The 13,032-nt window shown below is 74.8% G+C and carries 10 protein-coding genes and 1 tRNA gene; 6 read left to right on the top strand and 5 right to left on the bottom strand.

The annotated features are described in order from the left end of the window. Nucleotides 1-176 precede the first annotated feature (176 nt). Nucleotides 177-878 (top strand): exonuclease domain-containing protein, encoded by a 702-nt coding sequence (locus tag J2S46_RS10950; RefSeq protein ID WP_191290394.1) that lies wholly within the window; start codon nt 177-179, stop codon nt 876-878. A 100-nt stretch (nt 879-978) separates the two neighbouring features. Here the strand turns inward: J2S46_RS10950 and J2S46_RS10945 are convergent, their stop codons facing one another. From J2S46_RS10945 to J2S46_RS10930, 4 genes are all read right to left on the bottom strand, one after another. Continuing rightward, entirely contained in the window at nt 979-3,336 is a 2,358-nt protein-coding gene (locus J2S46_RS10945; RefSeq protein ID WP_191290395.1) for a hypothetical protein, read from the bottom strand. A gap of 1 nt (nt 3,337) precedes the next feature. Continuing rightward, nucleotides 3,338-3,408, bottom strand: a tRNA-OTHER gene (locus J2S46_RS10940). A 113-nt stretch (nt 3,409-3,521) separates the two neighbouring features. Next, a complete protein-coding gene (locus tag J2S46_RS10935; protein ID WP_229912780.1) occupies nt 3,522-4,574 on the bottom strand; it encodes a polysaccharide deacetylase family protein in 1,053 nt (350 codons plus the stop codon). Between the two features lie 119 nt (nt 4,575-4,693). Further along, nucleotides 4,694-5,587 (bottom strand): aminoglycoside phosphotransferase family protein, encoded by an 894-nt coding sequence (locus J2S46_RS10930; protein ID WP_191290396.1) that lies wholly within the window; start codon nt 5,585-5,587, stop codon nt 4,694-4,696. Between the two features lie 109 nt (nt 5,588-5,696). Between J2S46_RS10930 and J2S46_RS10925 the strand changes: the two genes are divergently transcribed. The 5 genes from J2S46_RS10925 to J2S46_RS10905 all read left to right on the top strand — a co-directional run bounded on the left by J2S46_RS10925 (nt 5,697) and on the right by J2S46_RS10905 (nt 10,179). After that, entirely contained in the window at nt 5,697-6,371 is a 675-nt protein-coding gene (locus tag J2S46_RS10925) for a hypothetical protein (protein WP_191290397.1), read from the top strand. 199 nt (nt 6,372-6,570) lie between these two features. Further along, nucleotides 6,571-7,017: a WXG100 family type VII secretion target gene (locus J2S46_RS10920; RefSeq protein ID WP_190209241.1), complete on the top strand. Its 447-nt coding sequence runs from the start codon at nt 6,571-6,573 to the stop codon at nt 7,015-7,017. Between the two features lie 2 nt (nt 7,018-7,019). Beyond that, entirely contained in the window at nt 7,020-8,600 is a 1,581-nt protein-coding gene (locus tag J2S46_RS10915; RefSeq protein WP_191290398.1) for an alpha/beta hydrolase, read from the top strand. A 100-nt stretch (nt 8,601-8,700) separates the two neighbouring features. Next, nucleotides 8,701-9,207 carry a hypothetical protein gene (locus J2S46_RS10910; RefSeq protein WP_191290399.1) on the top strand — a complete coding sequence of 169 codons (507 nt, stop codon included), beginning with the start codon at nt 8,701-8,703 and terminating at the stop codon, nt 9,205-9,207. Between the two features lie 99 nt (nt 9,208-9,306). Beyond that, entirely contained in the window at nt 9,307-10,179 is an 873-nt protein-coding gene (locus tag J2S46_RS10905; protein ID WP_229912781.1) for an MBL fold metallo-hydrolase, read from the top strand. 63 nt (nt 10,180-10,242) lie between these two features. On the opposite strand, the gene J2S46_RS10900 is transcribed toward J2S46_RS10905, so the two are convergent. Beyond that, nucleotides 10,243-12,480 carry an MMPL family transporter gene (locus J2S46_RS10900; protein ID WP_191290534.1) on the bottom strand — a complete coding sequence of 746 codons (2,238 nt, stop codon included), beginning with the start codon at nt 12,478-12,480 and terminating at the stop codon, nt 10,243-10,245. Between the last annotated feature and the right edge of the window lie 552 nt (nt 12,481-13,032).

Raw genomic sequence — 13,032 nt, 5'->3', positions numbered from 1 at the left:
CTCCGGGGCCCCAGCCGGGCCGCCGGCCCCCGCGCCCGCCGTGGACCTCCGGGACGCCCGCGGCGCCGGCCGGGAACGGCCCCGGACCAGCCGGGGAGGGGCCGACGGGCCGGGTTGTCGGTGGTCCGGGCGATGATAGGGGACGTCAGAGCGGCCGGACGGAAGGACAGACCCCTATGAGCTGGTGGCACGAGCCACTGGTCGGCTTCGACCTGGAGACCACCGGCACCGACCCGGCCGAGTCCCGGATCGTCACGGCCGCCCTCGTGGACACGGTCGGCAGCCGCCGGGAGAGCGCCACCAGCTGGCTGCTCGACCCCGGCGTCCCGATCCCCGCGGAAGCCGAGGCCATCCACGGCATCGGCGACGACCTGGCCCGCGGCAAGGGCCGACCGGCGAAGGAGGGCGTCGAGGAGATAGCCGCCGCGCTGTGCGCGCGCATCCTGGCCGGCCGCCCGGTGGTCGCCTTCAACGCCCCGTTCGACCTCTCCCTGCTCGACGCCGAGCTGCGCCGGTACGGTCTGCCCGGCCTGGCCGAGCGGCTCGGCGGGCCGGTCACGCCGGTGCTGGACGCGCTGGTCATCGACCGGGCCGTCGACAAGTACCGCAAGGGCTCACGGACCCTCCAGCGGGTCTGCGAGGTCTACGGGGTCGAGCTGACCGACGCCCACGAGGCCGGCAGCGACGCGCTGGCCGCCGTGCTGGTCGCCGTCGCCCTCGGCGAGCGGTACCCGGCACAGGTCGGCGAGGTCGACCTGACCGAGCTGCACCACCGTCAGGTCGGCTGGTACCGGGACTGGGCCGAGGGCCTGCAGGCCTGGCTGCGCAAGGGCAAGGACCCGCAGGCCGTGATCGACCCGCGCTGGCCGCTGCGCTGAGGCCGGCCCGGGGCCGGGCGGCCCCGCACCGGAGCCGCCCGAGCGCACACCCCGGCCGCCGGCCCGGGGCCGCGGCCCCGCGCCGTCCCCGGTCCGGCTCTCACCCGGTCCCGGCGGGCGCCGGAAGGTCCCGCCGCAGCCAGTGATCCCCGCTGGTCCGGCCGAGCAGTCGCCGGGCCCGGCCGCCCTCGGCGGTGCCGTCCGCCCCGAACTCCCCGCCCGCGGCGACCAGCCGCAGGCCGGCCAGCGCCGGCGCGAGCCGCTCCGCCACCCGACCCGGGTGCCGGGCGGCCTCCGCCTCGGTCCGGGCCACCACCTCGGCACGCTCCGCAGCGCCGCACAGCGAGAGGTGGAAGAGCATCTGCCGCCAGGCGTACGCCGCGTCCTTGACGGTGTTCCACCCCTGCGGGTCCCGGTGCAGCCGGGCCGTCAGGGCGCACACCGCGGCGAAGCAGCGCCGGGCGGCCTCCGCCCAGCCGTACCCGGGCTCGATGCCGGCCAGGGCGACCAGGGCCGCCAGGTTGTGCGTGGTGAGGATCTGGGCCTGCTCGATCACCATCGCGCTTCCCGACCAGCCCCCGGCGCCGCCGGCCCGCGTCCGGCAGAGCTTCCCGAACTCCTCCACCGCGCGTCGGCGCTCCCGGGCGGCGGCCTCGGGGTGCCCGGCGGCGCGTCCTGCCGCCCCGGCGGTCCCGGCCCCGGCCGGGCCCAGCGCCGCGAGGGCGCGGTAGTCGATGCCGTAGTACCGCTCGTAGAGCGTGCCGCCGAGCAGGTTCCCCGCGACCACCGCCGCATCCAGGAACTTGCCGGAGAACCGGCCCATGAAGATGTCGATCGCCAGCTCCTCGACCAGCGGTACCTCCAGGCCGGCGCCGGCGGCGAGCACGGACAGCTCGCGCAGCAGCGGGTTCGGCAGCAGCGTCGCCGGAAAGCCCTGCACGGCCAGCTCGCCCAGCCGTACCAGCGTCGCCCGGGCCGCCCGGGCGGACTCTCCGCCGGTACCGCGGTACGCCGCCACCGCCCGCACCCAGGGCAGCTCCTCGACCCGCACCTGGTGCTGCAGGTCGAGCAGCAGCAGCGAACGGCGGTTCCGGAAGGCCCGGTGGTTGGCGGCGGCCAGGGCGCGCAGCGCCGGGTCGGGGTGGGCCAGCGCCGCGGTCCCGGAGACGAGTTGCGGGACCAGCTCGGCCAGCACCTCGGCGGACGGAACCAGACCGCGCTCCATCAGCGTGCCGATCGGGGCGCTCAGCGCGCCGAGCACCAGCCGCCGCACCGGCTCCGGGACGGCGGTGCCGGCGGGCAGGCCGCACTCCCGCTGCTCCTCGTCGGTGACCGGCCCGGTCAGGGCGTCGGCCGCCGGCGTGCCGGTGCCCTGCGGCAGCACCGACAGCCGCCGGGCCACCAATGCGGCCAGGGCGTGGTGGGTGGGGCGGGCCGCGACGGCCGCCTGCCCTTCGCGCAGCGCGGTGTGCCGCGCCGAGCCGGGCCGGCCGCGCTTGGCGACCATCGAGTCGACGGCGTGCTGCAACCGGCCGAGCGCCCGGGCGTCCGGCGTGCGGCCGGCCACCGCCTCCGCCAGGGCGGCGCGCAGGACGGCCTGGTTCTCCCCGGGCCTGCGGTGCTTCCCGCAGCGGGTGTGGACGGCCGCCAGCTCCCGGTAGCGCGCCAGCAGGGCCGCGCCCCGCCGGTGCCAGCCGTCGTCCGGCAGGCGGGCCAGGACCCGGCCCGAGCGGGCCGTCTCCAGCCAGTGCGCCAGCAGCTCGTCCGCGAACGGGTTCCAGACCGCCAGGGCCTCGTTCATCGCCTCCACCGCCGGGTGCCGGCGTCGCGCGGCGACCGCCTCGCGCACCTCGCCCACGGTGCGGCGGTGGGTCAGCGTAGTGTCCGCCGCGGGCGCGGCGGCCGGGCGGGGAGTGAAGCGCAGTTGCCCCGCGAAGGGCTCCAGGGTGTCGAGCAGGTCCAGCGCCGCCGACCGGTCGCCGGCCCGGACCAGCCAGGCCACCGTGAGCAGCGCCGCCTCCTCCGGGACGAGCACCTCGTAGCAGCCCCGGTCGAGCCGGTCGGTCAGCTCGGCCAGGCCCCGGTCCGTCAGGAAGTGCCCGAACAGCGCGCGGCGGTCGGCCGGGACACCGGCCCGGGCGGCCGTCTCCAGCTCGTACGGCAGCAACGGACCGCCCGCGCAGGCGGCGCCCGTGGCGAACCCGCCGTGCACCACCTGGGGAGTCACCCAGGCCGGGAGCCCGGCCACCGGCGCTCGGGAGCCGGTCGTCACCGCACCGGAGGCCGTCGCACGGAGCATCTCGCGCCAGTGGCCGACCCGGCGTTCGGCGCGGGCCCGGGCGCCGGCGTCCTCGTGGGTCGTCGCGGTCCGCAGGGCCCGGGCCAACCGGCCGGCCGGGTAGCCGGGTCCGATCCGCGGGTCGACCGGGGTCTGCTGCTCGTCAGCGTTCGTGTCCATGCCGGCGTGGCGGGTCCCGCCCCCGCGCCCTCCGGGATGAAGCCCGGTGCTCTCCTGCTGAGCTACACGCCGATGCGGACACGCTACGAGGCCGGCCGGAGCAGGCACAACGCATTTCCGGCCCGCCGCCGCCGTCCGCAGCACGCGTCGGACGGCGGTGGAGTCCGCTGGGAAGGCGGGCGTCTTCAGACGGCCGGGAAGTCGAAGCCGTACCCCTGGGCCGTCAGCCACGGCAGCAGCTGGCGCAGGGCCGCGACGGTCTGGCTGCGGTCGCCGCCGCCGTCGTGCATCAGGACCACGCCGCCCGGGCGCAGGCCGTGCTGGACGCTCGCCACGATCGCCGGCACCCCGGGCCTGGACCAGTCCCGGGTGTCCACCGTCCAGGTCAGCGGGCGCATCCCGGCGGCCGCCGCGACCTGCTGGTTGGCGGCGGTGAAGCCGCCGCCCGGGGCACGGAACCAGGGCACCTCGGTGCCCGCCCCGCCGGCTCGGACGATCATGTCCCTGGCGGGCACGATCTCCTCGACCTGCCGGTCGTGGGAGAGCGCGGCGAACGGCTGCGGGTGGTGCACGCTGTGGTCGCAGAGCCGGTGCCCGGCGGCCAGGATGCGCTTGACCATCGCCGGGTTCGCGGCGGCCTGCGGGCCGATCTGGCAGAACGTCGCCTTGGCGCCGTACTGCGCCAGTACGTCGAGCACCTGTCCGGTGGCGGGGCCCGGGCCGTCGTCGAAGGTCAGCGCGACGGTGCGGCCGCCGTGCGCGGTGGAGGCGACCAGGGCGGCGGACACGCCGGGGGCGGCCGGCGGCGGGGCGGGCTGTGCGGGCGGGGCAGTGGTCGTCGGCGCGCCCGGGGCGGGCTGCGGGGAGCCGGGCCGGGGAGCCGCGTGCGGGCGGCCGGGGGCGGTGGTGGTCGGCGGGGCCGGGGTGCCCGGCGGCGTCGCGGTGACGGCGTCGGAGCCGGCGGGCGGGCGGGTGCCCGGTGCGGCGGGCGTGGACGGCGGCCCGGACGTTCCGGGGCCGCCGGGAGTCGCGGCCGTCGCAGTTGACGGTGCGACCGGGGGCGCACTCGGCGGCGTGCTCGCCTGCAGTGCGCCCTGCGCCGTGCCGCACCCCGAGACCACCGCCGCCACCAGCAGGGCGGCGCAGGCCGAGCGGAGGGCGCCCCGCCGGTTGCGGGCCGCAGGGGTATGACGTGAAGGGGCCGGGAGCGACCGGGCGACGGGGTTGAGCGAGGACATGGCGGTGCCTCCTGACGGTCCCACCGGTCCCCCGACCGGGATGACTGTCCGACAAGACGTTCGCCCGGTCGCCGTGGTTCCACGCCCGAGCCCTCGGGCCCGGCGCTTTTGTCAGCTCATCAGAAGGGGTACCAACGGACCGTCGTGGCCGCGTCCCTCAGCGAGTCGACCCGGCGCCGGAACTCGGCCGCCGCCGCCGCGTTCCCCGGCACCTGCTGCGCCACCCAGGAGGCACTGGCCGTCTCCCGGGCACCGCGCAGCACCGCGAACCCCGGCCAGTCCCGGACGTCCCAGCCGTACCCCTCGGTGAAGGCCAGGTAGTCCTCGGCGGACACCCCGTAGCGGTCGTGGCTGAGCGCCAGCACCACCAGGTCGTGCTCGCGCAGATCCGCCGACACCGTCTCCAGGTCCAGCAGGACCGGACCGTCCGGGCCGACGTGGACGTTGCGCGGCAGCGCGTCCCCGTGCACCACCCCCGGCGCCAGGTGCGGCGTCAGACCGGCGACCGCCGCCGCGAAGGACGCCTCGCGGTCCCGCAGGAAGGCCACGTCCGCCGGGTCGACATGCCCCTCGGCCGAGGCCAGCCAGCGCCCCACCGGGGCCAGCAGGTCCCGCCGCCCCAGCGCGAACGGGGGCGCCTCCAGCCCGTGCAGGGCGCGCAGCAGCGGTGCCAGATCGGCCGGGCGCGCCGGGCGGACCGCCGGCGCCAGGCGGTGCCAGAAGGTGACGGGATGTCCGTCGGCGAGCCACGGCCCGGGCGCCGTCCCGTCGTACGGGCGCACCACCGGGATCCCCCGACCGGCCAGCCAGTGCGCCACCTCGGACTCCCGCCGGGCCCGCTCCGACAGCTCCGGCCCGCGTCCGACCTTCGCCACCACCGCCGGGTCACCCAGGTCGAACACCGCGTTCTCGCTCAGCGCCAGCAGCCGCGCGTCCGCCGGGTCCGGCAGTCCGGCCGCCGCGCAGGCCTTGGCGAGCAGCGCCCGCGCGCGGCCCTCGTCGAAGGGGGTCATGGGGCTGCTCCGATCTGCGGTGAAGGCCCTCATCATGACCCATGGCCAGGGCCGGGCCGTGCGCGTACCCCCTGGCAGGTGTGTCAGTGCCGTCCGCTCGACTGACGGCATGACCGCCTACGACGTGGCCCGCCGGCTGCCCTCCGTACCCGAGCTGCGCGACCACTGCCGTGCGCTCGCCACCCTCGACGCCGTCCTCTCCCCGGACTGGGAGAGCAGGTACCACTCCTTCGACAGCACCTCGGATGAGGCGCAGGAGACGGCCTCGATGCGCGACGGACAGGGCGACGAGTACTCCGTCGTCATCACCGCCGCCGGCGCGTACATCCGGGGCTTCGCCCACGAGTCCGTGATGAGCCCGTACCGGTCGGAGCGGGACGGCGTCCCCTGGCCCGGCGTGCTCGACGAGGTGCCTGCGGTGTTCCGCCCGCAGGTCGAGGAGCCCGCCTTCTCGGACGAGGACGGCATCCCGGCCGTCACCGTCTGCCTGTGGCGGGAGAGCACGGACGACCGGTGGCGGCACGGCACGATCGAGTTCCCGGCCGGCACCCGCGACCCCGACGGCGCGCAGGGCCTGTTCGAGCTGCTGGCCGACCGCTCGCCCGAGGCCTACCGGCGCTGGGCCGAGGACTACTACGAGGTCTCCGTGGACCTCGCGGCGGTCCGGCACGTGTACGCGCTGCGCCCGCTCACCGCCGAGGTCGTCGCCGCCCTGAACGACGAGCTGGACCTGGCCGACCTGGCCGGGGACCTCGCCGGGATCGGGTACCCGCAGGCGGACTGACCAAGGCCGACCAGGGTGCGACGAGGTCGGGGCGGCCCCGTCCCCGCGTGTGCCCTTGGCCACAGTGGGCGCGGTGCACGGGCGGGGCGGGCCCGGCGGGTGGCTAGTCTGACGTGCGGTCGGGGGCTGGAGGCCACCGGGCCGCGAGAGGGCGACGCGCCGCCGGCGCGTGCCCGGGGGACGAGAGGGAGCAGGGGCAGTGGGGGACATCGGGGGATGGTCGGGTTTCAAGGTGGACCCGGCCGAACTGCGCGGGTGCGCGGGGAGCGCCGCACAGCTGGCCGGACAGATACCGGGCGAGACCGGCAGGATCACCGGTCCGAGCGACCAGGCCTCGGGCAAGTTGCCGGGCTGGGCCGCCGCCGGCGCGCTGCACGACTGCACCAACGCCTGGAAGGCGGTGCTGGACCGGCTGTCCACGGACATGGACACCTACAGCACGAAGCTGGTCGCGGTCGCGCAGAACTACGAGGACAACGACGCGGCCACGGCCGCCCGGCTGAACGAGGCCATCCTGGGCCCGGCGGGCGCCGGCCCGGCCGCACCGGTGGTGCCCGGCCCGTACAAGCCGCAGGCCGCCCTCGGACCGGACCCGTTCGGCACCAGGATCGTGAACAGCCCCTACGCGGCGCCGGGGAGGAGCTGACCATGGAGATCGACACCGTCCTGAAGGCCGACTTCACCGGCCTCGCCGCCGCCAGGGCCGGCTACGACGCCCTGGTGACGGCGTTCAACGCACATGTCGAGGCCTGGAAGCGGACGGTCGTGGACCGGCTGCACAACTCCGGATGGACCGGCAGCGCCGCCACCCGGGCCTTCGCCGACCTCGACCTTTTCGCCAGCAAACTGCTGGCCGCCGACGACGAGTTGAAGCTCGTCAGCGGTGTGCTGGCCGACGCCCAGCAGTCGATCGCACTCGTCCAGGCGGAACTGATCCAGGCCCTCGACGACGCCAAGGCCGCCGGCATCACGGTGAAGCCGGACGGCGCGATGTCCTGGGAGAACAAGGACGACACCTTCGAGGTCAAGGCCAAATCGCTCAGCCTCCGCGTCCAGGACGCCCTGCGCGACGCCCAGCACGCCGACGATGCGATCACCCGCCGGCTGCGGCACTTCGCCGAGAACGCCACCACCGGCACCGGCCTGGACGCCACGGCCGCCCTGGCCGACAAGGCGGGCGCCGGCACCCGCGAGACCCCGCCCGACGCCAAGGCCACCCCCGCCCAGGTCAAGGCCTGGTGGGACGGGCTGACCCCGGCCGAGCAGCAGCACCTCATCCACAACCGCCCGGACCAGATCGGCAACCGCGACGGCGTCCCCTGCCTGGCCCGCGACCAGGCCAACCGGATCATCCTCCGCCAGCGCCGGGCCGAACTCCAGGGCGAACTGGACCGGATCGGCAAGCCCGGGCAGCCGATGTCGGGCCCAGGAAGCACGGTGATGGAGGATCCGAAGGCGACCCGGATCAAGCAGATCCAGGACCAGCTCAAGGGCATCGACGACATCCAGCAGAAGCTGGACCATTCCAAGCCGCCCCTGTACCAGCCCACCTTCCTGCTGGGCTTCGACACCAAGGACAACGGGCATGCGCTGGTCGCGGTGAACAACCCCGACACGGCGGACAACGTCCTCACCTTCGTGCCCGGTACCACGGCACGGCTGGGCAACATCAACGGCGACATGGACAAGGCCTACGAGATGGCCAACTCCGCCCGGAGGGCGGCGGACGGCACCGGGAAGACCACCGCGACGATCGCGTGGAGCGGCTACGACGCACCGCAGGCCCTCCCGAACGCCTCGTTCGGCCAGCCGGCGCTGGACGCCCGGGACAGCATCTACAACTTCCAGACCGGCTTGCGGGCCACCCACGAGGGCCCGCCCTCGAACAACACGATCATGGGACACAGCTACGGCAGCGTCGCGGTCGGGATGGCCATGCGTGATCGGGGCCTGCCCGTCGACGGCGCGGTCTTCGTCGGCAGCCCCGGGCTGGGGGTCGACAACATCAAGGAACTGCGGATCGACCCGTCCCGGGTCTTCGTGGCCCGAGGTGATCAGGACGGCATCGCCGACTGGGCGGGCCTGGGCTACGGCGCGGATCCTGCCGACCCGGCGTTCGGTGCCACAGCCGTCCCGACCGCTCCCAACACCGATCATGGCCACTACTGGAACGATCAGACACCGTCGTGGTTCGCCTTCGGGCGCATCGCTGCGGGTGGACGGCCGTGAGGCCGCTCAGGGCCGCCGCGGCGGCGGCCACCGCACCGGTCGTCGGCCCGGGCGACTTTCCGGAGCACAGCTGCGGCAGCGTCGCGGTCGGGGGGAAGCCGTGAAGAACATCCGTCCCGCAGTCCTGCGGCTGGGCGCTGTCGTGGCCGTTTTCGGTGTCCTGGTGGCCGGCTGCGGGGAGGACAGCGACCTCAGCCGGCCCACCGTCACCTTGGAGGTTTCCCGGGGGCAGGCCGACACCCTGTTGGCCGACATCGAGCAGGCGCTGCCGGCGGGGGCCCGCTTCGAGCCTCCGGCCGCGAACGAGAACGACTGCTACAAGCCCCACAGCGAGAGTGCCGACGGGAGGCGGCAGGCCGGTCGCCTGGCAACGGTCAGCGGGTTGCCGGAGGAGCGACAGGCAGAGGTCTACGCGGCTGCCAGGGCGTATTTCGGAGCTCATGATTTCAAGATCACCAAGGATGTCGACAAGGTTCTGACCGGCACGAGATCTTCCGACGGCTTTCTGGCGATGCTCTACGGCGGGCTCGCACCGGGTCAGCTCATGCAGGTGTCGGTCCGGGCCCCGTGCGTCTGGCCCGACGGGACACCTCAGCCGATGCGATGACGGGGGCGGCGGGTGGCCTGAGCCGTCCGGCATTCGGCAACGAAGGCTGTCGGCCGCCGGGCCCCGGCCACCCCCGCCGTCGCCCGGTACCGTGGCCGAGTGACGAACGAAGACGAGGTGGGTGAGCGGCCCGGGGCCGGGAATCTCGATGTCCGCTGGCACGCCGGCTGGCCGTCGGCCAAGCACGATCCGGCGCCGGAGATCCAGGTGCACCGGTACGACGAGGACACGGTGATCCTGCGGCAGAACAAGTCGGTGCACTACGAGGCGCCGTTCATGTTCCTGCTGTTCGGCGCCGAGCGGGCGCTGCTGCTGGACACCGGGGCGACCGAGGAGGAGCGGTTCTTCCCGCTGCGGAGCACGGTGGACGGGCTGGTCGCCGAGTGGCTGGAGCGCCACCCGCAGGCGCCGGCGGGTTACGGGCTGCTGGTCGCCCACACCCACGGGCACGGTGACCACGTCGCGGGGGACGGCCAGTTCGCGGGGCGGCCGGGGACGACGGTGGTCGGCCGGGAGCAGGCGGAGGTCGTCGAGGCCTTCGGGCTCAAGGACTGGCCGGAGGGGCTCGGCGAGCTCGACCTCGGCGGGCGGGTGCTCGACCTGATCCCGGGGCCGGGCCACCAGGCGGCCGGGCTGGTCTTCCACGACCGCAGCACCGGGCTGCTGTTCACCGGGGACTCGTTCTACCCGGGGCTCCTCTACGTCCAGGACGCGGCGGCCTTCTCCGCCACCGTGGACCGGCTGCTGGCCTTCTGCGAGGCCAACCCCGTGACGCACATCCTGGGGTGCCACATCGAGATGACGACCACCCCGGGCGAGGAGTACCCGCGCGGGACGACGTACCAGCCGGACGAGCCGCCGCTGCAACTGACGGTGAGCCAACTGCGTACCCTGCGGGCCGTCCTGGACGCGGCCGAGGGCCGGCCCGGGCTGCACCCCAGCGCCGACTTCACCGTGCTGATCGGCGGCTGAGCGGGTCGACGCGGTGATGCCGGGCCCGCCAGTGGCGGGCCCGGCATCAGCGAAGGACAGGGGTCAGACACCGACCCGGCGGCGCCGGGCGCCGTCCGTCCCGGGCTCCGGCCCGGCCGGGGCCGCGGGTGCGGCCCGGTCGGTGAGCGGGGCGGGCTCGGTGTGCGAGAAGTCGGGGAGCCGGCCGAGCCAGCGCGGCAGGTACCAGTTGCGCTCGCCGAGCAGGCTCATCACGGCGGGCAGCAGCACCCCGCGGATGATCGTCGCGTCGATCAGCACGGCGACCGCGAGGCCGACGCCCATCTGCTTCATGGACTGCATGGAGAGCGTTCCGAAGACCCCGAACACCGCGACCATGATGACCGCCGCGCTGGTGACGACCCCGGCGGTGGAACGGATGCCGTGGGCGATGGCGGCCTGGGTGGACAGGCCCCGGTCGTGGCCCTCCTTGATCCGGGAGACCACGAAGACGTGGTAGTCCATCGAGAGTCCGAAGAGGATCACGAAGAGGAACAGCGGCACCCAGCTGTCGATCGCGCCGACCCCGGCCGTGCCGAGCAGCGAGGCGCCGACGCCGTGCTGGAAGACCAGCGTCAGCACCCCGTACGCCGCGCCGACCGAGAGCAGGTTGAGCACCACGGCGGTGACGGCGACGGCCAGCGAGCGGAAGGAGGTGAGCATCAGCAGGAAGGCGAAGGCCACCACGAACCCGAACACCGGCAGCATGCTGCCGGTCATCTGCTCGTTGAAGTCGTGCGAGCCGGCGGTGGAGCCGGTGACCGGCGCCTCGGTGCCGGGGACCTTCAGCAGGGTGGCCGGGATGATGTCCTCGCGCAGGGTGCGCAGGGCCTCGGTGCTGGCGCTGTCGTTGCCGGAGCCCATCAGCGGGATGTCGATGGTGGCGATGTTCTGCTCGGCGTGCAGGGTCACGTCGACCGGGCCGTGCATTCGGTTGCTCGCCAGGGCCCTGGACTTGAGGTCCTCGATCGCGGCGCTGATCGCCGCGGAGTCGATGTCGGTGGCCTTGACCACGACGGTGGCGGGGGAGGGGCTGCCGGGGAAGGCGGCCTGGATCCGCTCGGAGGTGGCCACCAGGGCGTTGCCCTTGGGCAGTTGCTGCTGGAAGGTGAGGTTGGCGGTGTGCATGGTGAGCAGCGGGGCGGCGATGCCGAGGAGGAGGCCGCCGGCCAGGACGGTGGCGGCCAGCGGGCGGCGCAGCACCGGGGTGAGGACGGCGTTCCAGATCCGGCCGCCGGTCGCGGCGCTCTCCGGCCGGCGCAGCCGGTGCAGCAGCGGGACCTTGCCCTTGTCGACCCGGTCGCCGAGCATGGAGAGCAGGGCGGGCAGGACGGTGAGCGAGCCGAGCACGGCGGTGATCACCACGACGATGGTGGCGTAGGACATGGCCTGGAAGTCGGCGATGCCGGTGAGGAACATGCCGGCCATCGCGACGACCACGGTGACGCCGGAGACCAGGACGGCCCGGCCGCTGGTGGCGGCGGCGATCCGCAGGGCGGTCTCGGCGTCGTGCCCGGCGGCCCGCTCCTCGCGTTCGCGGCGCAGGTAGAAGAGGCAGTAGTCGACGCCGACGGCCAGGCCGACCAGCAGCATCACCGAGCTGGCGTCGTTGCTGGTGTGCAGCAGCCCGCTGCTGAGGGCGACCAGGCCGCCGGCCGCGATGAAGGCGGTGAGGGCGAGCACCACCGGCAGGACGGCGGCGACCAGGGCGCCGAAGGCGATCAGCAGGATGCCGAGGGCGAGCGGGACGGCCGTCCACTCGGCGCGCTGGAAGTCGTCGGCGAACTGGTCCTCGAACCACTTGCCGGAGCTGGCCTCGCCGAGCTCCTCGACGGTGAGGTCGCGGTGCTGCGCCTGGACCTTCGCCACGGCGTCCAGGACGGCGGGGATGTTCTCGACGGCCTTCTCGCGGTCGCCGGTGACGGTGAACTGGACCAGGGCGGAGCGGCGGTCGGCGGAGAAGGCCTGGGTGTCGTACGGGGAGCGCAGGTCCGCGGTCCTCCCGGTGCCGGTGACGGCGGCCCGGACCTGGTCGACGACGGCGCGGAAGGCCGGGTCGTCGGCGGTCAGCGAAGCGCTCTGGACGAGCACGCTCTCGGAGGCCGGTGCCTTGATGCCGGCCTCGTCGAGGATCTTCGCGGCGCGGGCGACCTGGCCGGGCATGGATTCGGACTCGGTGACCTGGGTGCTGCCGTGCACCCCGCCGAGGTAGGCGGCGAGGACGACGAAGAGCAGCCAGCCGAAGACGGCGCTCCTGCGGTGCCGGGCGCTCCAGGCGCCCATGGCGGCGGCGAGCCCCTGGCGCGGCGGGCGGGGGCGGGCGGGACGAGTGGGACTCGGGCGGTCGGGGCCTGATCTGGGTGTCACGGTGGTACGTCCCCCCGGGGATCGCGGCGGTGCGGGCCGCCGGTGTCTGGTGCCGGGTGCGGTCCGGCGTCGTCATCGAATCTAGGAAGCCGGGGGGCGGGCCGGTATCCGGCTGACGGGGGAGTCGCCCCGGGGGTCCGCCTCGGGGGAGGGGTGGGGTTTTCCCTACCCGCGTCCCTGATCTCCTCCTTGGGGACAGCGCCGGACTCCACCCTGAGGGGGAGGCGCCTCCACCCGGAGCACGAGGTCAACGGGGGTGGGGCCGGGGGAGGATGGTGCGGGGCGGCGCAGTCGGCGTCCCTGAGGGGGCGGACCCGCGGGGGGTTGCTTGCCGGGCGGCAAGCAAGTGCTCGTAGGATGGTTCCTCACGACACTTACCTGCCGACCGGCTAACGAGCGGAACCCCCGCTCCTCGGCCGGTCCTCAGCCGTCGCCCGGCGTCCCGTTCCCCTGGGCTGCGGTGACCAT

The sequence above is a fragment of the Kitasatospora herbaricolor genome, from assembly GCF_030813695.1.
GTDB lineage: Bacteria > Actinomycetota > Actinomycetes > Streptomycetales > Streptomycetaceae > Kitasatospora > Kitasatospora herbaricolor.
Note: the sequence above shows the minus strand (reverse complement) of the source record. Positions and strands in the feature narration are given on the sequence as shown.